The sequence below is a fragment of the Nocardioides sp. genome (assembly GCF_031397825.1).
Classification (GTDB): Bacteria; Actinomycetota; Actinomycetes; order Propionibacteriales; family Nocardioidaceae; genus Nocardioides.
This window is the reverse complement of the sequence record NZ_JANNML010000192.1, coordinates 1-19,433: the sequence shown is the minus strand read 5'-3', so window position 1 is coordinate 19,433 and position 19,433 is coordinate 1. Positions and strand designations below refer to the sequence as shown.

At 70.5% G+C, this 19,433-nt stretch carries 25 protein-coding genes; 12 read left to right on the top strand and 13 right to left on the bottom strand.

What is annotated here, in order from left to right:
- Positions 1-217, bottom strand: a 217-nt coding sequence (locus tag RMN98_RS16515; protein WP_309649909.1) for a hypothetical protein, incomplete at its 3' end; no start/stop codon positions are given.
- Positions 218-340: 123 nt separating this feature from the next.
- On the opposite strand from RMN98_RS16515, the gene RMN98_RS16510 reads away from it, so the two are divergent.
- The 4 genes from RMN98_RS16510 (at position 341) to RMN98_RS16495 (ending at position 2,356) form a co-directional block, all read left to right on the top strand.
- Positions 341-616, top strand: a complete 276-nt coding sequence (locus RMN98_RS16510) for an excalibur calcium-binding domain-containing protein (RefSeq protein ID WP_309649908.1) — start codon at positions 341-343, stop codon at positions 614-616.
- A 9-nt stretch (positions 617-625) separates the two neighbouring features.
- Positions 626-1,324, top strand: coding sequence for a thermonuclease family protein (locus RMN98_RS16505; RefSeq protein WP_309649907.1), 699 nt, complete (start codon positions 626-628; stop codon positions 1,322-1,324).
- Between the two features lie 141 nt (positions 1,325-1,465).
- Positions 1,466-2,053: a hypothetical protein gene (locus RMN98_RS16500; RefSeq protein ID WP_309649906.1), complete on the top strand. Its 588-nt coding sequence runs from the start codon at positions 1,466-1,468 to the stop codon at positions 2,051-2,053.
- A gap of 36 nt (positions 2,054-2,089) precedes the next feature.
- A complete protein-coding gene (locus RMN98_RS16495; protein WP_309649905.1) occupies positions 2,090-2,356 on the top strand; it encodes a DUF3263 domain-containing protein in 267 nt (88 codons plus the stop codon).
- On the opposite strand, the gene RMN98_RS16490 is transcribed toward RMN98_RS16495, so the two are convergent.
- From RMN98_RS16490 to RMN98_RS16470, 5 genes are all read right to left on the bottom strand, one after another.
- Entirely contained in the window at positions 2,337-2,903 is a 567-nt protein-coding gene (locus tag RMN98_RS16490; protein WP_309649904.1) for a hypothetical protein, read from the bottom strand. The two genes, RMN98_RS16495 and RMN98_RS16490, sit on opposite strands and share 20 nt — an antisense overlap.
- Positions 2,904-2,975: 72 nt before the next feature.
- Positions 2,976-3,098: a hypothetical protein gene (locus tag RMN98_RS16485; RefSeq protein ID WP_309649903.1), complete on the bottom strand. Its 123-nt coding sequence runs from the start codon at positions 3,096-3,098 to the stop codon at positions 2,976-2,978.
- Positions 3,099-3,121: 23 nt separating this feature from the next.
- The gene (locus RMN98_RS16480) at positions 3,122-4,063 is read right to left on the bottom strand and encodes a type II secretion system F family protein (RefSeq protein WP_309649902.1); all 942 of its coding nucleotides are present in this window, start codon (positions 4,061-4,063) and stop codon (positions 3,122-3,124) included.
- Positions 4,060-4,914, bottom strand: a complete 855-nt coding sequence (locus RMN98_RS16475; RefSeq protein ID WP_309649901.1) for a type II secretion system F family protein — start codon at positions 4,912-4,914, stop codon at positions 4,060-4,062. The genes RMN98_RS16480 and RMN98_RS16475 overlap by 4 nt, the downstream gene beginning before the upstream one ends.
- Positions 4,914-6,170: an ATPase, T2SS/T4P/T4SS family gene (locus RMN98_RS16470; RefSeq protein ID WP_309649910.1), complete on the bottom strand. Its 1,257-nt coding sequence runs from the start codon at positions 6,168-6,170 to the stop codon at positions 4,914-4,916. The genes RMN98_RS16475 and RMN98_RS16470 overlap by 1 nt, the downstream gene beginning before the upstream one ends.
- Positions 6,171-6,305: 135 nt before the next feature.
- Here RMN98_RS16470 and RMN98_RS16465 point away from each other — a divergent pair, with 135 nt between their 5' ends.
- A complete protein-coding gene (locus RMN98_RS16465) occupies positions 6,306-6,776 on the top strand; it encodes a hypothetical protein (RefSeq protein WP_309649900.1) in 471 nt (156 codons plus the stop codon).
- Between the two features lie 70 nt (positions 6,777-6,846).
- On the opposite strand, the gene RMN98_RS16460 is transcribed toward RMN98_RS16465, so the two are convergent.
- Complete coding sequence (locus tag RMN98_RS16460; protein ID WP_309649899.1) at positions 6,847-7,623, bottom strand: cobalamin-dependent protein; 777 nt, start codon at positions 7,621-7,623, stop codon at positions 6,847-6,849.
- A 118-nt stretch (positions 7,624-7,741) separates the two neighbouring features.
- On the opposite strand from RMN98_RS16460, the gene RMN98_RS16455 reads away from it, so the two are divergent.
- From RMN98_RS16455 to RMN98_RS16445, 3 genes are all read left to right on the top strand, one after another.
- Positions 7,742-8,554, top strand: coding sequence for a bacteriorhodopsin-like (locus tag RMN98_RS16455; protein ID WP_309649898.1), 813 nt, complete (start codon positions 7,742-7,744; stop codon positions 8,552-8,554).
- 70 nt (positions 8,555-8,624) lie between these two features.
- Positions 8,625-9,125: a nuclear transport factor 2 family protein gene (locus RMN98_RS16450; protein WP_309649897.1), complete on the top strand. Its 501-nt coding sequence runs from the start codon at positions 8,625-8,627 to the stop codon at positions 9,123-9,125.
- A 29-nt stretch (positions 9,126-9,154) separates the two neighbouring features.
- Positions 9,155-10,051 carry an alpha/beta hydrolase gene (locus RMN98_RS16445; RefSeq protein ID WP_309649896.1) on the top strand — a complete coding sequence of 299 codons (897 nt, stop codon included), beginning with the start codon at positions 9,155-9,157 and terminating at the stop codon, positions 10,049-10,051.
- Here RMN98_RS16445 and RMN98_RS16440 read toward each other — a convergent pair.
- The 6 genes from RMN98_RS16440 to ligD (RMN98_RS16415) all read right to left on the bottom strand — a co-directional run bounded on the left by RMN98_RS16440 (position 10,048) and on the right by ligD (RMN98_RS16415) (position 15,122).
- Positions 10,048-11,250 (bottom strand): hypothetical protein, encoded by a 1,203-nt coding sequence (locus RMN98_RS16440; RefSeq protein WP_309649895.1) that lies wholly within the window; start codon positions 11,248-11,250, stop codon positions 10,048-10,050. The two genes, RMN98_RS16445 and RMN98_RS16440, sit on opposite strands and share 4 nt — an antisense overlap.
- On the bottom strand, positions 11,243-11,950 hold the full coding sequence (locus tag RMN98_RS16435) for a response regulator transcription factor (protein ID WP_309649894.1): 708 nt from the start codon (positions 11,948-11,950) through the stop codon (positions 11,243-11,245). Before RMN98_RS16435 ends, RMN98_RS16440 begins: the two co-directional genes overlap by 8 nt.
- A gap of 17 nt (positions 11,951-11,967) precedes the next feature.
- Positions 11,968-12,525, bottom strand: a complete 558-nt coding sequence (locus tag RMN98_RS16430) for a signal peptidase I (RefSeq protein WP_309649893.1) — start codon at positions 12,523-12,525, stop codon at positions 11,968-11,970.
- Between the two features lie 44 nt (positions 12,526-12,569).
- Positions 12,570-13,061 carry a hypothetical protein gene (locus RMN98_RS16425; protein WP_309649892.1) on the bottom strand — a complete coding sequence of 164 codons (492 nt, stop codon included), beginning with the start codon at positions 13,059-13,061 and terminating at the stop codon, positions 12,570-12,572.
- A 131-nt stretch (positions 13,062-13,192) separates the two neighbouring features.
- Entirely contained in the window at positions 13,193-14,116 is a 924-nt protein-coding gene (gene ligD, locus RMN98_RS16420) for a non-homologous end-joining DNA ligase (protein WP_309649891.1), read from the bottom strand.
- A gap of 82 nt (positions 14,117-14,198) precedes the next feature.
- Positions 14,199-15,122: a non-homologous end-joining DNA ligase gene (gene ligD, locus RMN98_RS16415; protein WP_309649890.1), complete on the bottom strand. Its 924-nt coding sequence runs from the start codon at positions 15,120-15,122 to the stop codon at positions 14,199-14,201.
- Positions 15,123-15,131: 9 nt separating this feature from the next.
- Between ligD (RMN98_RS16415) and RMN98_RS16410 the strand changes: the two genes are divergently transcribed.
- From RMN98_RS16410 to RMN98_RS16395, 4 genes are all read left to right on the top strand, one after another.
- A complete protein-coding gene (locus RMN98_RS16410; protein ID WP_309649889.1) occupies positions 15,132-16,442 on the top strand; it encodes an NAD(P)-binding domain-containing protein in 1,311 nt (436 codons plus the stop codon).
- Positions 16,439-17,377 carry a bile acid:sodium symporter family protein gene (locus RMN98_RS16405; RefSeq protein WP_309649888.1) on the top strand — a complete coding sequence of 313 codons (939 nt, stop codon included), beginning with the start codon at positions 16,439-16,441 and terminating at the stop codon, positions 17,375-17,377. Before RMN98_RS16410 ends, RMN98_RS16405 begins: the two co-directional genes overlap by 4 nt.
- Positions 17,374-18,345: an NAD-dependent epimerase/dehydratase family protein gene (locus RMN98_RS16400; protein ID WP_309649887.1), complete on the top strand. Its 972-nt coding sequence runs from the start codon at positions 17,374-17,376 to the stop codon at positions 18,343-18,345. The genes RMN98_RS16405 and RMN98_RS16400 overlap by 4 nt, the downstream gene beginning before the upstream one ends.
- A gap of 83 nt (positions 18,346-18,428) precedes the next feature.
- The gene (locus RMN98_RS16395; RefSeq protein WP_309649886.1) at positions 18,429-19,343 is read left to right on the top strand and encodes a Ku protein; all 915 of its coding nucleotides are present in this window, start codon (positions 18,429-18,431) and stop codon (positions 19,341-19,343) included.
- Positions 19,344-19,433: the final 90 nt, after the last annotated feature.

The window sequence follows — 19,433 nt, the reverse complement described above, 5'->3', positions numbered from 1 at the left end:
TCACTTGCTCGACCTCGTGCAGGATCTCGGCCTCGATCTTCGCCGCCTCGACCCTTTGCTCAGCCACGATCTCGGCCAGGTTGTCGGCGATGGAGCGGGTGCGCTGTGCAGGAGGCGACGGCTTGGGGGTCGGGGTGACAGTGGCGCTGGGCCGTCGAGCTGCCCCGACCGCAAGCGCGATCAGCACAAACAGGCTTGCCGTGACCAGCCAGAACATGACCCGACCCTAATCGCAGCGGACCCAGCGAACCCGCGAGTTCCTGTGTTCCACCACCAACGGTAGGCACCCCGGCTTAACCTCCACTGGTCCAGACAACACCCCCCCACGGAGGAACCCCCCATGCGCACCATCGCCCGCCTACTCATCGCCACCGCCCTCACCGTCGGCCCCGCCCTCGTCGTCGCCACCCCGGCCGAGGCCCACACCACCGGCATCCACGACAACTGCACCAACTTCAACAAGCGCTTCCCCCACGGTGTCGGACGCCGTGGCGCCAACGACCGCGGCGGCAACGTCACCAACTTCAAGCGCTCCAACGACATCTACAACCGTGCCGAGCGCCACAACGGGGACCTGGACCGCGACAACGACGGCATCGCCTGCGAAAAGGCCTGACCGCCGATCATGCAACGCATCAGCCACTACCTCGGCGCGCTGCTCATCGCGCTCACCGGCGCTCTCGTTTTCAGCGCCGGTGTCCCCGCCGCTCACGCGGTCGCTGACCGCGACTGCGGCGACTTCAACACCCAGAAGGCAGCCCAAGACTTCTACATCAACGCCGGCGGCCCCCAGTCCGACCCCCACGGCCTCGACGACGACGGCGACGGCGTCGCGTGCGAGTCCAACCCCTGCCCCTGCTCCACGAGTCAGGGCGGCGGTGGACAGCAACCCGGTGGCGGGTCGCAGCCTGAACCGACCAGGCGCCAGAAGGCCAAGATCGTCCGCGTCATCGACGGCGACACATACGAGGTCAAGCTCATCGGCGGCCCCAAGCGCACCGTCCGCGTCCTCGGCATCGACACCCCCGAGGTCTTCGGTGGCAAGGAGTGTGGCGGACCCGCCGCCTCCAAGGCCGCAAAGAAGATGCTGCCCGTTGGCACCCGAGTGCTCCTGATCTCCGACAACACCCAGGACCTCAAGGACAGGTACGGCCGGATCCTTCGCTACGTCATTAAGGGCAAGATCGACGTCGGCCGCAACCAGCTCAACCAGGGCCACGCGAAGGTGTTCGTCTTCGACAAGCCCTTCAAGCGCGTCGACTCCTACCGCGCCGCCCAGCGCAAGGCCAAGCAGGCCGACAAGGGCATCTGGGGCAACTGCTGACCCCAGCACCATTGAGGCCCCCGTCATCCGTCCCCGGGTGGCGGGGGCTTCGTCGCCAACAGACCAGCGGCGAAGCCACGGCGCAATGCGAAGAAGCGCCAAGTGCAGTGTGGGATCCTAGAAGCGGGGCATTCTTCGACCATGAACTCGATCCTGGCGTGGGCCAGTGCCCACAAACTCGCGGCCGGCATCATTGCCTTCGTCCTGCTTGCCATCATCGTGGGTCCGTTCCTTCCCGAAGACGAGTCCGTCGGCGAGGGAGCTGAGACATCGCCCCGCGGGAAGCCTGCTCGAACGGAGTCCACCGAGCCGGAACCTACTGAGGCGACGGCGGTGAGCCCTGAGAGCAATTGCATCAAGCTGTCACCAGCTCGCACTAGGACCTTCGGTGACGGGGCTCGGCCTGGGGTGACGATTCAAGGCGTGGCATTCGGTGTGCCTGTAGAAGATGAAGCATTTAGTGGGCTCAGCGAAGGTGCGGCGCTCCTGCTCGACGGCGCCGACTACATGGCCGTTGCGATCAGGGTCCAGACCAGCGACGACGAACTCCAGGAAGCGATCGTTTCCTCGTCGCTGGAGGAGGGCGGCAAGGGGCTCGTGCTGGCGTCCCAGTCGTCCCTAGAGTTCTTCAACTGGGGCGAGTTCACGAAGAGCGGTCCCGCTGCCGAGATCCGCGACAGCGTCGCGAACTCCAAAGCCGCGGTAGCCGCGGTCGCCTGCCTCCCGTAACGCCGATGTCGGCGGTCCCGCCTACCGTCCCTGAGCATGAGCGCACAGAAGGTGACCGAACAGGACCACGCGGTCCTCGCCTTCGAGCGCCGGTGGTGGAAGTACGCCGGCGCCAAGGAGACCGCCGTGCGCGAGGAGTTCGGCCTCGGCATGACGCGCTACTACCAGCGGCTCAACTGGATCATCGATCAACCGGAGGCGCTGCAGGTTGACCCGATGGTCGTGCGCCGGTTGCAGCGGCTCCGCGAGCAACGAGCTGCCGCTCGTGGCGCTGGGGGCAGCCTCAGGGCTTCAACCCGCTGAGCCCCTTCTCGGCCGCGGCCACCATGGTGGTGGCCTTGCCCCATCGCTTCTGCGCCTTGTCGTTCGTCTCGCCCTCGTTGAAGTCGCAGTAGTAGTCCTGCACGCAGTCGTTCCAGATGTTGAAGACCTCGATGTACTTGTTCAAGGCGCCCTCGAGCGGAACCCCTACCTTCAGCAGGCAGGTCCTCTCGAGGTCCGGGCCTGCGAAGACCTGGTCGTAGCCGACCTGGGCGTCGCCGACGCGGTCGCCATACTCGTCGAAGTTCATCCCGATCGAGAGCCGGGAGTTGATCTGCTGCAGAGCAGACATCAATGGCTTGGTCCCCTTCGTGCACGCCTGGAAGCGACGAGTCTTCGCTGCTCGAACGCGCTCCGCCTCGGCCTCTTCGGCCGCCGCGGCCTCCTCGGCGTTCTCGGCTGCTGCCTCAGCAAACCGCTCGGCGTCGGCCGACGCTGACGCCTCCGCCTTCTCGGCATCGGTGGGGCCGCCTTCCCCACAGCCAGACAGAAGCAGGGCGAGCAGAGTCAGGAGGGCGAGTCGATGCATGCCCGAAGAGTAAAGCCCCCTCTTGTGCGATGTCAGCGGATCGCCGCTCGGGCTCAAGATGATCGCGAGTCTTCAGGCACCACTGTTGACGGTGACGAGCACCCAGCCCGGCACGTCACCACGCTCGTCACGCTCGCGAGGCGCGACGAGCGCGAGATGGAGACGGGTGAACAGCTGCAGTGCGGTGTTGCCCATGATGAGGTCCTTTCCTCGAGACATCACGAAGTGGTCAGGTCGAGGCCCACGACGCCGGGCCAGAAGGCGAAGAGGATGGTCACGGGCAGCACCAGGAAGACCACCGGCACCATCATCAGGATCTCGCGGCGGGCGGCGACCTCGATGAGCTCGCGGCGCCCTGCCTCGCGCACGTCGGCGGCCTGGGCGTGCAGCACCTCGGCCAACGGGGTGCCGCGCTCGACGGCGACCGCGATCCCTTGCGCGAAGCGGGAGACCAGGCTCAGCCCGCTGGCCGCGGCGAGGTCGTCGAAGGCGGAGGAGACCGGCTCGCCGGTGCGGACGGCCGCAAGCACGTGGGCCAGGTCGGTGGAGAGCTCGCCGCCACTGCGTCGTACGACGCGGTCGAGGGCGGCCACCGGGCTCTCGCCCGCCGCGACGGCCAGGGCGAGCATCTCGGCGATGGTGGGGAACTCCGCCAGGATGCGACGCTCGCGCGCCTTGACCTGGCCCGAGAGATGGTTGTCGCGCGCGATGACGCCCACCGCGAATCCCATCGCGCAGAGCACGACCAGCATGAGCTCACCACCGGGGTCGGTCAGTGTCTCGAGCACGCCGTAGGCGGCGACCAGCACGAACCCGGCCAGCCCCCACAGCACCTGCTCGACCCGGAAGTCGTGCACGGACGTGTCGATCGCGGCCCGCTGGAGCCGGCGACGCACCGAGACCGCGCCCCCGAGCACTCGCTCGACCCCGTCGGCCAACGCGCGGAGGACCGGCCCGAAGACGCCGACCGCTGCCGACGTCGGCGAGGTCGAGGCGACCCGTAGTGCCGGCGTGCGCCCCACCTGTGGCAGGTCGCGGACGTAGGGCAGGACCCGGGTCGCCAGCTGGGGACGACCGATGACGCGCACCCGCGCGACGACGAGCACCAGGCCGGCACCGGCGAGCGCGCCGAGCACAGCACCCCACAGCAGCAGCGTCACGACAGGATCCGCCTCTCCACCGGGAGGCGGCCGATGCGCATCATCAGGCGGTAGGCCACCAGGCAGAGCGAGGCACCGACCACGAGCACGGCGACGCCGGCGGGTGAGGCGTAACGTCGGATCACCTCCGACTGCAGCGACATCAGCAGCAGCACCAGCCAGGGCGCGGCCACCGCGAGCCTGGCACCGTTGACGGTCCAGGCCTGGCGGGCCTCGAGCTCGGAGCGGGTCCGCGCCTCGTCGCGCAGGTAGCCCGAGAGGTTGCGCAACAGGCGTCCGAGCTCGCCACCACCCACCTCGCGCGCGATGCGCAGCCCCTCGACCACGCGGTCACCGACCGGGTCGGCGAGCCGGGCCTTGAGACGGTCGAGGCAGTCGCCGAAGCGTCCCGTCAGCTGGTAGTCGAGGGCGAAGGCGTCGAAGGCGTCCCGCAACGGCTCGGGGCCGCGCACGGCCAGGCCCGCGAGGGCGTCGGGGAGCGAGAGCCCCGCGCGCACGGCGGAGGCGAGGTTGTCGACCGCCTCCGGCCAGACCTCGGCGAACTCCCGCTGACGCCGCCGCGCGCGGCCGGCGACGATGGCGACCGGGAGGTAGGCGCCCATCGCCCCGAACGCCAGCGCCACGGGGGCGGTGCGGGAGACGGCCTGGAGCACGACTGCGCAGATCGTCCCGGAGACCAGGCAGAGCAAGGCGAAACCGGTCGGCGAGACGTCACCGAGCCCGGCGCGGGCCAGCAGCTGCGCGCTCCGGCTCACGCCGCGTGCGGGACGGGGACCCTGGCGCGGCAGGAAGAACGCGGACCAGACGAGCAGCAGCCCGGTCCCGACCCCGAGCCCGACCAATGCCCCCATCAGCGCCCCTCCCCCAGGATCCGGTGGACGTCGATCCCGGCCCGCTCGTAGAGCTCGGGCCGTGGTGGCATCCCGTTGGCCCGCTCGAGGTCTCCCCCGCGCCGCGCGAAGATCGTCTCGGTCTCGATCACGTCGCTCTCCACGCGCCCGGGCACCCCGACGACCTCGTCGACCCGCCGGACCCCGTGCCGGTCGATGCCCAGGTGGACCACGAGGTCGACCGAGCTCGCCACCGTGGGGACGACGAACCGGGCCGAGATGTTCTCGCCTGCCAGCAGCGGCAGGGTGCACATCTTGACGAGCGCCTCCCGCGCACTGTTGGCGTGGATCGTGCCCATGCCGGGAAGCCCGGAGTTGAGCGCCAGCAGCAGGTCGAGGCACTCCTCGGACCGGACCTCCCCGACGATGATCCTCGAGGGCCGCATCCGCAGGCTCTCCTTGACGAGGTCGCGCAGCCGGATCTCCCCCGTGCCCTCCAGCCCGGCCTGCCGGGTCTGGAGCGGCACCCAGTCCGGGTGCGGGAAGCGCAGCTCGAAGACCTCCTCCGCCGACACCACCCGGTCGCCACCGGGGATCGCCGCAGCGAGGCAGTTGAGCATGGTCGTCTTGCCGGTCTGCGTGCCGCCGGCGACCATCACGTTGAGGCCGGCTCGCACCGACGCCTCGAGGAACGTCGCGGCCCGAGGGGTGAGGCTGCCGAGCTCGACCAGGTCGGAGAGCCGAGCCGCCCGCAGCACGAACTTCCTGATGTTGACGGCCGAGAAGCCTCTCGAGATGCCCTCGAGGACCACGTGGAGCCGGTGCCCCTCGGGCAGCATCGCGTCGACGAACGGCTGCGAGATGTCGATGCGGCGACCGCTCGACTTGAGCATCCGCTCGACCAGCTCGGCGACCTGGGCCGGGGTGAGGATCAGGTTGGTCAGCTCGTGGCGGCCGTGTCGGGCGACGAAGACCCGCGACGGGTCGTTGATCCACACCTCCTCGACGGCCGGGTCGTCGAGGAAGGCCTGGAGCGGGCCGAAGCCCGAGACCCGGGCGACCAGCTCGCCGACCATCGTGCCGACGTCGGGCACCGGCGCGACCTGGCCGGTCAGGCTGCGCTCGTCGTACTCGCGGACGACGCCTTCGGCGATGCGTCGTACGACGGTCGCGTCACGCTGCGGGTCGACTCCCTCGCCGCGCACGAGGGCGCGCACACGCTCGTCGAGGTGGTCGACCAGCGCCTGGTGCTGGTCGAGCGTCTCCGCGTGCGTCATCGCCACGTCGGTCCCCGTTTCCCGAGTCAGGTTCCTGGGACCGAACCTAAGTCAGGCTCTCAGGCCTGCGCCATACCTCGGAGAGAATCTGTGGACAGGGACCACGGATGTGACGGGTGAGGCAGACTCACGGCCATGGCCGAGCATCCTCCCCGCTCCGACTACATCTCCGAGACCCGCGCGATGGCGGCGGCGCTCGACGAACGCATCGACACGATGGCGGACTTCCTGACGACCGTCATGGAGCGCCGCTGGCGCGACTTCGTCAACAGCCTCTACGCCGACCTGGGCCAGGCCGGCGGTCTCGACTGCACCGACGCCAACGGCTCCTACTACCTCTTCTTCACCACCCAGGGCGTCCGCTTCATCGGCAGCTTCCCCTCGATGGGCGAGTGGACCAAGGACGACGTCACCATCCCCTGGGACTTCATCGACCCGACGACCTCGGCGGACTACCAGGCCGCCCACCGCGCCCGGGTCGAGTCCTATGTCGCGGCCATCGCCGCCGACGCGCATCGCACCGCGGGACTCAACGCCGAGGAGCAGCGCGCGGCCGACGAGGCGGAGTACGAGCGGTTGCGGGTGCTGCTCGGCAAGGACACGTGAGCACGAGCGCGGGCTGACCCGCACCGGCGTCGCTCGGCAGCCACGGGCCCGGACGGACCGCTGGCAGCACCTAGTGACTGACGGCCTCGCGCACCTCGGCGACCAGGTCGTCGAGGCTACGCCCGGCCCCTCCCAGGACCACAGGCGTGCCGGCGCCGCGCAGCGTCGCGGCCAGCCCTTCGGCGACATCGGCGACGGCGACGTTGGTGAGGGAGAGGGCGACGACCGAGACGTCGTGGGCGGCGCAGAAGTGCACCAGCTCCTCGGGGGGGACGTCGGCCCCGAGATGCTCCACCTGCCAGTTGTCGGCGCGCAGCGTGGCGGCCGCCATCGCGGTGGGCAGCGCGTGCAGGTCGCCCGAGACAGCGGCCACCACCACCGTGCCGCGGCGCCGCCCCCGCGGGGTCGGGGTCAGCTCTCCGAGGATCCGCTCGACGATCGCCGTCGCCCGGTGCTCGACCCAGATCGAGAGCTCGCCGTCGCGCCAGGCCTGGCCGATGCGCTGCAGCGGTGGGCTGAGGACCTCGGTGATCACGTCGCTGATCGTGGCGCCCTCCTCGTCGAGCCGGCGCGCGATCCGGCGCGCGGTCGTGTCGTCCCCCGCGACGAGCGCCTCGTGCATGCGCTCGGCCTGACCGCTCAGACGCCTGGGCCCGGGCGTCGGCACCGCGGAGGGAGCGGCGCGGTCGTGGGCGAAGCGCTCGAGGGCCGAGCGATCGACCTGGTAACGACCGGCCACCTTGACCGCCGGGAGACGCCCGGTCCGCACCCAGCGGTAGGCGGTCTGGTAGTGCACTCCGAGCTCCGCCGCGGCGGCGTGCAGGTCGACCGGGGGAGCCGTGGGCATGGCCTGACTCTAGTCGGAGCAATTTTTTTACACTAATCAATACTAATTCCGACTAAACCTTGCTAACTTTGAGAGGACGCCGCGCGTCGCGGCGACCACGTAGCCAAAGGAGTCCCACGTGGACCTCACGCTCAGCCAGGGTCAGTACGACCTGGTCTACAACTCGTTCTCCTTCGTCATCGCCTCCATGGGGGCGTCCCTGCTCTTCTTCATCCTCGTGCGCGGCCGAGTCTCTCCCCGCCACCGGATGGCCATCACGCTGTCCACGATCGTGGTCGGCATCGCCCTCTACCACTACGTGCGCATCTTCAACTCGTGGGTCGAGGCGTTCACCTACACCGGCGGGCAGTACGTCCAGGACGGCATCCCGTTCAACGAGGCCTACCGCTACGTCGACTGGCTGCTGACGGTCCCGCTGCTGCTGGCCGAGCTCGTGGTGGTGCTCAAGCTCGACTCGGGGAAGACGCGCAGCCTGCTGGTGCGCCTCACCGTCGCCGCTCTGGCCATGATCATCGCGGGCTATCCCGGTGAGCTCGCGGCACCCGACAGCACCGCGAAGGTCGTCTGGGGCATCGTCGGGACGCTGCCGTTCATCTACATCCTCTACGTGCTCTTCGTGGAGCTGGGCAACTCCCTGGGTCGGCAGGCTCCGGGGGTCACCCGCCTCCTGAGCGGTCTGCGCTGGATCCTGGTCATCACCTGGACGGTCTACCCGATCGCCTACTTCGTGCCGGCGGTCATCGACGACCCCGTCACCGCGGAGGTCCTGCGCCAGGTGGGCTACTCGGTTGCCGACGTCCTGGCCAAGCCTCTCTTCGGGTTGCTGGTCCTGGCCATCGCCTTGGCGAAGTCGCGCGACGAGGGCTACCTCGAGCCCGGCGAGCCAGACCTGTCCAGCCCGGAGAAGGGCCGTCAGGCCTCGACGGTCTGACCCGCTTCCCATCCACTCTGCGGTCCCGGCGCCTGCGCCGGGACCGCAGAGCAACCCCCGAAGGATCACCATGACCACCGAGACCACAACCACGAGCGCCGCCTCCTCCCTCGACGCCCCTCCCGAGCAGTTCCGGGACCAGCCCTTCTACGAGGAGACCCTGACGCTGCTGCGTTGCGTGCGCGACCACGACTTCGACACCCTGGCCGCCCTCTGCGACGACGACTTCGGCATCGTGGACATCGACCCCTCGGGCATGGCGCGCCCGGTGCGCGACCGGGCCGGGTGGGAGGACTGGTTCCGCACGCTCTTCGCGACGCTCGACACGATGGGGGCGGCCACCGACTCGGCGATCGTCGACTACCGCGCTCTCGACGCAGGTCCGCTCGGCTACGGGGTGCTGGAGTTCGAGCAGACCCTGACCCTCGGGCCGCACACGGCGCGCTTCAGCTGCGTGGCCACCATCATCTGGAAGCAGACCCCCGACGGCTGGCGCGAGTCACGCTGGCACGCCTCGGTGATCTCCTCCGAGGTCCCCCCCGAGCTCCAGGCCGCCGCCGACTCCGCCTAGAGGCGGCGGGCAGGGGGCAGACTCACCCCATGCGTACGACGAGTCCCGAGACCCTTGAGCTGTCCTTGCCCCAGGTGGGACTCCAGGCCCTGGCGTGGGGACCGGACGACGGCCCGCTGGTCGTGGCCCTGCACGGCTTCCCCGACACGGCGTGGACCTGGCGGCACCTCGGGCCGCACCTCGCCGAGCGCGGGCACCGCGTCGTCGCGCCCTTCACCCGCGGCTACGGCCCGTCGGCAGTGCCGGCCGACCGGTGCTTCCAGGTGGGGGCCCTGATGGCCGATGCCGCCGCGCTCCACGACGTGCTGGGCGGCGACGAGCGGGCCGTGCTCGTCGGCCACGACTGGGGAGCGATCACCGCCAACGGTCTGGGGGCGCACGAGGCCAACCCCTACCGCGCGGTCGTGACGCTCGCCGTGCCTCCCATCCGGGCGATGTCGGAGGGCCTGACCGGGTGGCACGCGCTGCGGCTGGCGCCGACGCAGCTGCGGCTGAGCTGGTACACCCTCTTCCACCAGCTGCCGCTCCTGCCCGAGGGGAGCTTCGAGCGGCTGGTGCGTCACCTGTGGGCGGCGTGGTCACCGGGCTACGACGCGACCGAGGACCTCGAGCACCTGCTGGAGAGCGTGCGGACACCCGAGCAGCGCTCCGCCGTGATCGGCTACTACCGCGCGGTGCCGCGGGTGTGGGCGGTCCCGGCGGCCTACGCCGACTGGCACCGCACCTGGACCGCGATGCCGACCGTGCCGAGCCTCAACCTCCACGGTGCCGACGACGGCTGCCTCCAGGCGGCGATCGCGGAGCGTGCCGCGACCCGGCTGCCCGACGGCGCGGAGATGCGGGTGGTCGCCGACGCCGGCCACTTCCTCCAGCTCGAGCAGCCGGTCGTCGTCAACGACGCGATCAGCACCTTCATCGCGCGCTAGCGTCGCGGCAGCAGCACCGAGAGGTCGATGCCCGTGCCGTCGGCCGCGTCGGAGTGGAGCCGCCCGCCGAGCGCCTCGACGACCGCGCGCGCCTCCTCGACGAGGGTCTCCTCGCGAGACGAGGCGAGTCGCGCAGCGGTGACGACGATGCGGAGGTGGCCCTGGGCGTCGCCGTCGAAGACCAGCCGTGCGTCACCGGTCCCCTGGCGTACGACGTGGCGCAGCAGCAGGTCCAGGATCTGCTCGATGGGTCCGGGGGTGAAGGTGAGCTCGAGGTCGCCCTCCACGGCCGCGGTGAGACCGCGGCCGAGCCCGGAGAGCTCGTCGGCCCAGACCTGCGCGGACCCGGTCGCGAGGTCGCGCAACGGCACCTGCTCGCCGCCGATCAGTCCCTGGCGCGACAGGCTCACCAGCTCACCGGCGACCTCGTTGACCTCGTCGACCGCCGACATGCCCCGCACCGCCGCGGCCCGTGCCGACTCGGAGAGCTCGGTGTCCAGGGCCAGCTCCTCGAGGTGGAGACGGAGGCTGGTCAGCGGCGTGCGCAGCACGTGGGAGGCGTGCATGGAGAACGCCTGCTCGCGCTCGAGCCGGTCACGCAGCGCGACGGCGCTGGAGCGCAGCGCCTCGGAGATCGCCCGGGCCTCGGGCACCCGGGTCTCCGGCAGGTCGAGGTCGAAGCGACCGCGACCGAGCGCGCTCGCGGCCACGGCGAGGCGCTGGAAGGGCTCGGAGAGCGAGCGCGAGATCGCGAAGCCGATCAGCGCCGAGACCACCCCCAGCAGCAGGAACAGCACGACCAGGGACCACACGTCCCTGCGGAAGACGTCTCCGATCGCGTCCTGCGACTGCCGCACGGTCAGCTCCCCGTCGTCGAGGGTGACCGTCGAGGAGATCCCACCGTCTCCCGCCTCGTAGTCGGGCCCCCGCACCTCGACCACGTCACCGGCGCCGGAGTCGGGGGCGTAGATGATGGCGGTGTCGGCGCCGACGTAGTCGTTGAGGAACGCCGCGTCGATCGGCTCCCGCTGCTCCTGGCGCGCCTCGACCACGGCGGCGAGGGTCGTCGTCTCGCGGAAGATGTGCTCGCCCTCGCGCTCGCGCTGCATCCCGTCGAGGGTCACCGAGCGCACCAGCCCGGCCACCAGCAGCAGTCCGAGGGTGACGAGGACGAAGCTGAGCGTCAGCCGCTCACGCATCGGGGGGGCTGCCCTCGAGGCGGAAACCCACGCCTCGAACTGCAACCACCCGCTCCGAGACTCCGACGCTCTCGAGCTTCTGGCGAAGACGACCGATCGTCACGTCGAGCGTCTTGGTCGAGCCGTACCAGTTCTCGTCCCAGACGTCGGCCATCAGCCGGCCGCGGGACACCACCTTGTCGCGGTGGGCGGCCAGGATGTTGAGGACGTCGAACTCCTTGCCCGTGAGCGGCACCTCGTCCTCACCGGCGTAGACCCGCCGAGCGGCGACGTCGATGCGCAGGGCGCCCTCGTCGGCCTCGTCGCCGTGGCCGTTGGCACCCGACGTACGCCGGATCAGGGCGCGGACGCGCGCCTGCAGCTCGGCGAGCCCGAAGGGCTTGGACAGGTAGTCGTCGGCGCCGTAGTCGAGCCCCACGACGCGGTCGAGCTCACCGGCACGCGCCGTGACGATCATGATCGCGCCCTCGTAGCCGCCGTCGCGGGCCCTGCGGCACACCTCGAGGCCGTCCATGTCGGGCAGGCCCAGGTCGAGGATGACGACCTCGGCCGACCGCGACTGGAGCTCGTCGAGCGCCCGCTGGCCGCTGTCGACCCACAGGACGTCGTAGCCCTCGCGCTCCAGCGTGCGGACGAGAGGGATAGCGATGTCCTCTTCGTCCTCGACGACCAGAACCCTGTGTGCCACGCTCCGAAGCATAGGGGCAGCAAGGCCGCCTATCTCGGAGACGTCCCGACTCGGTGCGGCATCTGCGCCGGGGCCCTCCGGGCCCGTCGAGCGTCCTGGACGAGCAGGAAGGCCAGCAGCGCGCCCGGCACCAGCAGGACCAGGAGCCACACGGACGGCCCGATCGGCGCGATGAAGGGATATCCCACGTAGGGGACGGCCATGACGACCCGCGACATCGTGGGCTCGTCGAGCGCCACCAGCCACGGATCGGGACCCTTCTCGGCGTCTCCGCGGGTCTGGAGACGAGCGCCGTCGATCCACTCGATCCGGTGGGTGACGAGGCCGCCGGAGTCGGCCGCCTCGGGCCGCTCGTAGGTGATGACGTCACCGACCCGCAGGTCACCGACCGGCACCCGGCGTTCGAAGACCACCGAGCCGCGCTCGATGCCGCCGCTCATGGAGTCACTGGCCACGACGTAGCGCTGGAGGCCGAACATCGTCGGCAGCAGGGCCAGCAGGGTCACGGGCCCGAAGATGCCCACGGCCAGCAGCACACGGGCGCGCGGGGAGAGCCGGCGTCGCGGCGGTGCCGGGGCGATCTCCACGGCCACATCCTTCCCGAGATGCTGCGTGCTTGGTGCGTGCTTGGTCAGGTGACGGGCACCAGTACCCAGGCGTAGGTCGCTTGCGCGACCTCCTGGCCGGGGGCGGTGTAGGACGCGTCGTCGGACAGCGTCACGGTGAAGCGGAAGGTCGCGGACGCTCCGGGCGCGAGCTGCCCGGTGTCCTGGGTGAGGTCGGCCATGGCGCCGAACGCGCCTGCGAAGACCTGCCGGCCCTCACTGTCGATGCGCAGCTGCAGCTGGCCGCCCTGCGCGGTGGCGGGTGCGCCCTGCTCGGTGAACGCGACCCGGACCGCTGCGGTGGTCGAGTTGCGGATGGTCACGGAGCGCACGACCGTGTCGCCGGGCTGGATACCCGTCACGGTGAGCGTGGCCCGGCTGTCCCGGGCGACGAGCTCGACCCCGGACTCGGAGCCGCTGGCCTGGCTCCACGGGACGCCGCTGAGGGCTGCCACCGCGGCCACCAGGAACACCGCGGCGACGGACAGCAGGAGCTTGCGTGTGATCGCGACCTTCATGACACCTCCCAGCGGGCCCAACGACGAGCGTGTCCACGACGTTACGAGTCGGCCCGCCACGTCGCGGGAACGTCGGGCCCACGCCGGGTCCACGGTTGGGTAACACCCTCCGGAGGCCAGTCGAGCAGACCTCAGGAGGCGAAGAGGTCACCCTGCTCGGCGACCCGCTGCAGCACCTCGTGGAAGCGCAGCTGCTCCAGGCCGAGCGGGTCGTCGGCGCCCTCCTCGACCTCCGCCCACGACACCGGCGCGGCGACGTAGGGCTTCTCCTTGCCGCGCAGGGAGTAGGGCGAGATCGTGGTCTTGGAGCCGGCGTTCTGCGACCAGTCGAGGAAGACCTTGCCGCCGCGCTTGGCCTTGGTCATCGTCGCCGTCACGAGCGTGGGGTGCTCGCCCTGGAGCTCCTCGGCGACTGCCTTGGCCAGCGCCGTCGCGTCGTCGCTGGGCAGCCGGCGCGGGAGGTCCGCGTAGAGGTGGAGGCCCTTGCTGCCGCTGGTGACGGGCTTGGCCGTCAGGCCGCGCTCGGCGAGCTTGACACGCGCCAGCAGCGCGACCTGGCAGCACTCGTGGAGACCGGCGGGCTCCCCGGGGTCGAGGTCGATCACGATGCGGTCGGCGTTGCGAGGGCGGCCGTTGCGGCCGACCGTCCACTGGTGCACGTGCAGCTCGAGCGCGGCCAGGTTGACCATCCAGGTCAGCGTGGCGAGGTCGTCGACGATCGGGAAGGTGAGCGTGCCGTCGCCGGTGCCGGTGCGGCTGCCGGTCGTGGGGACGGTGACCGTGCGCACCCACGAGGGCGTGCCGGCGGGGGCGTTCTTCTCGAAGAAGCTCATGTCGCCCACGCCGTGCGGCCACCGGATCCGGGTCACCGCCCGGTCCACCAGGTGAGGCAGGAGGACCGGTGCGATCTGCGCGTAGTAGCTCAGCACCTCCGCCTTGGTCGTGCCCGTGCGCGGGAAGAGCACCTTGTCGAGGCTGCTGATCTTGAGGGTGCGGCCCTCGACGTCGACGAGGACCTCCTGCTTGTCGTAGGCCGGCTTCTTGGCGGGGCTCACAGGTCCCCCCGGTGAGCTCGCAGCTCGACCGCAGCCACACGGTCGTCGCCCGGCTCGGGACCGACGCGGTCTCGCGCTTCGCTCACAGGTCCTCGGCCCTCACGTCGGTGCGCACACCCTGGAAGGACGGCTGGCGCAGCCGGGAGTAGCCCAGGCCGTGGGTGTCGACGTCGACGACGACGGTGGGCTCGACCCAGCGGGTGCCGAGGGCGTCGAGGCGCGGCACCTCGTCGGTGAAGGGGCTGGCACCGGTGGCCAGCGGAGCGAGCAGGTCGCTGAGCAGGCGTCCCTGCTTGCCGCCGATGCCGCTGCCGACCCGGCCGCGGTAGAGCAGGCCGTCGGGCGTCGGCTCCCCCACGAGCACCGCCGCGAGCCGGTCGGTCGTGCCCTCCTGGGGCCGCCAGCCACCGACGACGTAGGAATGCCGGTGGCGGTGCGCGAGCTTGACCCAGTGCGGGGAGCGCTGGTCGAGGACGTAGCGGGAGGTGCGGCGCTTGCTGACGATGCCCTCCAGACCCTGCTGCAGCGTGGCCTCGTGGAGCATCTGCCCGTCGTCGTACGACGCCGGCACCTGCCAGGTCCCGTCGAGACCGAGGCCGTGGAGCAGCTCGCGGCGCCGCTCGAGGGGCTGGTCGGTGAGGTCGGTGCCGTCGAGGCGCAGCAGGTCGAAGACCATGAACGTCGCGGGGGTGCTCGCAGCGAGCCGCAGCGCGGTCGTGGCCTTGCGGGTGTGGATGCGGTCCTGGAGGACCCGGAAGTCGGGCACGCCCTTGTCGTTGAGCGCGATCACCTCGCCGTCGACGAGGGCGTCGCGACCGGCCAGCGGGCCGGCCGAGATCTCGGGCCACGCGGGCGTCACGTCGTTGCCGTTGCGGCTCCACAACCGTGTCGCGTCCGCGTCGCGGAGGGTGTCGGCGAGGATCCGCACGCCGTCCCACTTGACCTCGTGCGACCAGGCGTCGCCGACCGGCACGTGGGTGCCCTTGGTGGCCAGCATGGGACGCATGACGACATCATGCCTGTCGTGGAGGACATGACGTACGCCGTGATCGGGGCCGGACCGTCGGGTCTCGCGGCCGCTCGCAACCTGCAGCGCGCGGGGATCGGTTGGGTCGGCTACGAGCTGGCCGCCGGGGTGGGTGGGCTCTGGGACATCGACGGGCCGCGCAGCACCGTCTACGAGTCGGCGCACCTGATCTCGTCGAAGCGGACCACCGAGTTCTCCGAGCACCCGATGGCCGACGAGGTCGCGGACTATCCCTCGCACCGCGACCTGCTCACCTACTTCCGCGACTTCGCCGACCGCTTCGACCTCACCTCGGGCTTCACCTTCGGTGCCGAGGTCGTGGATGCCCGGCCCCGGCCCGGCGGTGGGTGGACGGTCACCGTCGAGGTCGGTGGCGTGCGCACCGAGCACCGGCACGCCGGGGTCCTGGTGTGCAACGGCACGCTGAGTGAGCCGTCGGTCCCGAGCCTCCCCGGCTCCTTCGACGGCGAGGTGCTGCACACCAGTGCCTACAAGAGCCCCCGGGTCCTCACCGACAAGCGGGTGCTGATCATCGGCGCGGGCAACTCCGGCTGCGACATCGCCGTGGACGCCGTGCACCACGCCGCCTCGGTCGACCTGTCCGTTCGCCGGGGCTACTACTTCGTCCCCAAGTACCTCTTCGGCAAGCCCGCCGACACCCTCAACCAGGGCAAGCCCCTGCCACCTCGGATCAAGCAGGCGATCGACACGCGGGTGCTCAAGCTCTTCACCGGCGACCCGGTGCGCTTCGGCTTCCCGAAGCCCGACTACAGGATCTACGAGTCGCACCCGATCGTGAACTCGCTGGTCCTGCACCACCTGGGCCACGGTGACCTCCGCGTGCGGCCCGACGTACGACGGCTCGCGGGGTCGTCGGTCGAGTTCGTCGACGGCACGGGGTCGCCCTACGACGTGGTGGTCCTGGCGACCGGCTATCACCTGCACTACCCGTTCGTGGACCCCGCGCTGCTGCAGTGGAAGGGGCTCGGCACCGCCCCGGACCTCTACCTCAACATCTTCACCCAGGCCGACCCCGACCTCTTCGTGCTCGGCATGGTCGAGGCGTCGGGCATCGGCTGGCAGGGTCGCTACGAACAGGCCGAGCTCGTGGCGTCGTACCTCGTGGCTCGACGGTCGAACCCTGCTGCTGCCGCCGCGTTGGACGAGCGCGCTGCCGGGCCGCGACCGGACCTCTCGGGCGGCTATCGCTACCTGGGCCTGGAGCGGATGTCCTACTACGTCAACAAGGACGCCTACCGCTCCGCGGTGCGCGCCGAGATCGAGGGGCTCACGTCGTGACCGATGTCGACACCATCCGGATCGCCTTCGAGGAGTCGTCGCTGACGACGCTCAAGATCGTGATCGGGGCGATCCTCTTCGGCATCGCGCTCGACACCCAGCTGTCGGACTTCTCGGCGGCCGTCCGCAGGCCGGCGGCGATCGCGATCGGCATCGTGGCGCAGTTCCTCCTGCTGCCGGCGATCACGTTCGTGCTCACCCTGGTGCTCGACCTGCGTGGGTCGGTGGCGCTCGGACTGATCCTGGTCGCGTGCTGCCCGCCGGGCAACGTGTCCAACATCCTCACCCACCGTGCCGGCGGTGACGTGGCGCTGTCGGTGTCGATGACGGCGGTGGGCAACGTGCTCGCGATCGTGCTGATGCCGCTCAACGTGGCGTTCTGGGGCGGGCTGCACCCGACCGGCAAGAAGGTGCTCGAGGACATCGACCTGAGTGCGCTCGACATGCTCGTCGAGGTCGGGCTGGTGATCGGGCTGCCCTTCGTCGCCGGCATCGCGATCGCCCGGCTCTGGCCGCGCGTGGCCTCCGTGGGGCACCGGATCATCGGGCCGCTGTCCTACGTCGCGCTCGCGGCGATCATCGTCATCGGCGTCGCCAACAACTGGGACATCTTCGTCGACTACATCAGCGTCGTGCTGCTCGCCGTGTTCCTCCACGACGCGCTGGCGCTGCTGCTCGGCTACGGCATCGGGCGGGCGACGCGGCTGCCCGACGCCAGCGTGCGTGCGATGACCTTCGAGGTCGGGATCCGCAACGCCGGGCTCGGGCTGCTGCTGGTGTTCACCTACTTCGACGGCCTCGGCGGGATGGCACTGGTCGCCGCCTGGTGGGGCATCTGGGACATCATCGCCGGGCTGACCGTGGCGATCCTGTGGCGGCGTGTGCGGGGCGTGGCGGCGCCCGCAACGCCCGCCTCGTCGGAGGTCGCGGCATGACCGCGGTGCTGGTCACCGGCGGCAACGGCTTCCTCGGGTCGTCGGTGGTGGCGGGTCTCGCTCGGGCCGGTCATCGCGTCACGAGCGCGGACCTGCAGGTGCCTCCCACGGCCGTCGCGGGCGTGGACCACGTGGTGGTCGACGTGCGTGACGCGGGTGCCGTGTCCGAGGCCTTGGCCGACTGCGAGCCCGAGGTGGTCGTGCACCTCGCCTCGATCGTCACGCCCGGCAAGGACTCCTCGCGAGAGCTCGAGCGGGCTGTCGACGTCGACGGATCGCGCCACGTGCTCGACGCGTGCCTGGCCCACGGGGTGCGTCGCGTCGTCGTGTCGTCGAGCGGTGCCGCCTACGGCTACCACCCCGACAACGGGCGCGCCCACGGCGGCTGGCTGACCGAGGACGACCCGGTGCGCGGCAACGTCGAGTTCGCCTACTCCGACCACAAGCGGCAGGTGGAGGAGATGCTGGTGGTCGCCCGGTCGGAGCACCCGGAGCTGGAGCAGGTCGTGCTGCGGATCGGCACGATCCTCGGCGAGCGGGTCGACAACCAGATCACCGCGCTCTTCGAGCGGCCGCGGCTGCTCAAGATCCGTGGCGCCGACTCCCCCTTCGTGTTCATCTGGGACACCGACGTCGTGGCGATCATCGAGCAGGCGGTCACGGGCGAGGCGACAGGCGTCTTCAACGTGGCCGGGGACGGCGCGCTGACCATCGCGGAGATCGCCGCCTCCCTGGGGAAGAAGGTGCTGGAGATCCCCGAGCCGACGCTGCGGATCGCGCTGATGATCGGCCAGCGGATCGGCCTCACGTCGTACGGTCCGGAGCAGACGCGCTTCCTCCAGTTCCGCCCCGTGCTCGCCAACGACCGGCTCAAGGAGGTCTTCGGCTACACCCCGACCAGGACATCGCGCGAGGCGTTCGAGGCGTGGCGGACCAGGGGGCGCACCCGTGCGGGTGGTGGCCGCTGAGGCGGTCGCGATGAATACTGGAGGCCGCGGCGGTCCACACCGGCACCACCCGTCACAACTCCCGTCACACCGAGAGGCTTCCCATGCGAGCGATCTGGAAGGGCGCGGTCTCCTTCGGCCTCGTCAGCGTGCCTGTGAAGCTCTATGCCGCGACCGAGTCGCACGACGTCTCGTTCCGGCAGGTGCACGCCCAGGACGGCGGACGGATCAAGTACCAGCGCGTCTGCTCGATCGACGGCGAGGAGGTCCCCTACGCCGACATCGCCAAGGGCTACGAGACCGAGGACGGCGAGATGGTCATCCTCAGCGATGACGACATGGCCGAGCTGCCGTCGACGTCGTCGCGCGAGATCGCGGTCGAGAAGTTCGTGCCCAGCGACCAGATCGACCCGATGCTCTTCGAGAAGAGCTACTACCTCGAGCCCGAGAAGACCGGCGCCAAGCCCTACGCCCTGCTGCGCCAGGCCCTCAAGGACGCCGACCGGATGGCCGTCGTCACCGTCGCCCTGCGTCAGCGCACCTCGGTGGCCGTGCTCCGCGTGCGCGACGACGTCATCGTGCTGCAGACGATGATGTGGCCCGACGAGATCCGTCAGCCCGACTTCAGCGTCGATGCCGGCGAGGTCAAGGACGCCGAGGTCACGATGGCCACGATGCTCGTCGAGACCCTCGCCGGCGACTTCGACGCCTCCGAGTTCGAGGACGACTACGCCGGCGCCGTCGAGGCCCTGGTCAAGGCCAAGATCGAGGGTGGGGAGATCAAGCGCACCCCCACCTCCACCAAGTCCTCCGGGGAGGTCGTCGACCTGCTCGCGGCGCTCCAGCGCTCCGTCGACGCGGCCAAGACCGCGCGAGGTGAGAGCGACTCCGGCGACGCTGACGAGAAGCCCGCCAAGAAGACGACGGCCAAGAAGTCACCGGCCAAGAAGACCACAGCCAAGAAGACCGCGACGAAGAAGACCGCCGCCAAGAAGGCGGCTGCCAAGAAGGCGAGCTAGCCCCGGCGCGGGGGGGGGGGGGGTTGGTGGCGGGGGGGAGAGAGAGCCCGGCGCCGCCGCCCCCCCCGGGGCTGGGCGGGGGCGGGGGCG

Coding starts and splice junctions, on each gene's coding strand:
- RMN98_RS16465 (WP_309649900.1), top strand. CDS start 6,306: ATGGCCGAGCATCCTCCCCGCTCCGACTACATCTCCGAGACCCGCGCG.
- RMN98_RS16500 (WP_309649906.1), top strand. CDS start 1,466: ATGAACTCGATCCTGGCGTGGGCCAGTGCCCACAAACTCGCGGCCGGC.
- RMN98_RS16495 (WP_309649905.1), top strand. CDS start 2,090: ATGAGCGCACAGAAGGTGACCGAACAGGACCACGCGGTCCTCGCCTTC.
- ligD (WP_309649890.1), bottom strand. CDS start 15,122: ATGCGTCCCATGCTGGCCACCAAGGGCACCCACGTGCCGGTCGGCGAC.
- RMN98_RS16485 (WP_309649903.1), bottom strand. CDS start 3,098: ATGGGCAACACCGCACTGCAGCTGTTCACCCGTCTCCATCTCGCGCTC.
- RMN98_RS16460 (WP_309649899.1), bottom strand. CDS start 7,623: ATGCCCACGGCTCCCCCGGTCGACCTGCACGCCGCCGCGGCGGAGCTC.
- RMN98_RS16450 (WP_309649897.1), top strand. CDS start 8,625: ATGACCACCGAGACCACAACCACGAGCGCCGCCTCCTCCCTCGACGCC.
- RMN98_RS16445 (WP_309649896.1), top strand. CDS start 9,155: ATGCGTACGACGAGTCCCGAGACCCTTGAGCTGTCCTTGCCCCAGGTG.
- RMN98_RS16510 (WP_309649908.1), top strand. CDS start 341: ATGCGCACCATCGCCCGCCTACTCATCGCCACCGCCCTCACCGTCGGC.
- RMN98_RS16425 (WP_309649892.1), bottom strand. CDS start 13,061: ATGAAGGTCGCGATCACACGCAAGCTCCTGCTGTCCGTCGCCGCGGTG.
- RMN98_RS16400 (WP_309649887.1), top strand. CDS start 17,374: ATGACCGCGGTGCTGGTCACCGGCGGCAACGGCTTCCTCGGGTCGTCG.
- RMN98_RS16475 (WP_309649901.1), bottom strand. CDS start 4,914: ATGGGGGCATTGGTCGGGCTCGGGGTCGGGACCGGGCTGCTGCTCGTC.
- RMN98_RS16410 (WP_309649889.1), top strand. CDS start 15,132: ATGCCTGTCGTGGAGGACATGACGTACGCCGTGATCGGGGCCGGACCG.
- RMN98_RS16435 (WP_309649894.1), bottom strand. CDS start 11,950: ATGCTTCGGAGCGTGGCACACAGGGTTCTGGTCGTCGAGGACGAAGAG.
- RMN98_RS16505 (WP_309649907.1), top strand. CDS start 626: ATGCAACGCATCAGCCACTACCTCGGCGCGCTGCTCATCGCGCTCACC.
- RMN98_RS16395 (WP_309649886.1), top strand. CDS start 18,429: ATGCGAGCGATCTGGAAGGGCGCGGTCTCCTTCGGCCTCGTCAGCGTG.
- RMN98_RS16470 (WP_309649910.1), bottom strand. CDS start 6,170: ATGACGCACGCGGAGACGCTCGACCAGCACCAGGCGCTGGTCGACCAC.
- RMN98_RS16490 (WP_309649904.1), bottom strand. CDS start 2,903: ATGCATCGACTCGCCCTCCTGACTCTGCTCGCCCTGCTTCTGTCTGGC.
- RMN98_RS16440 (WP_309649895.1), bottom strand. CDS start 11,250: ATGCGTGAGCGGCTGACGCTCAGCTTCGTCCTCGTCACCCTCGGACTG.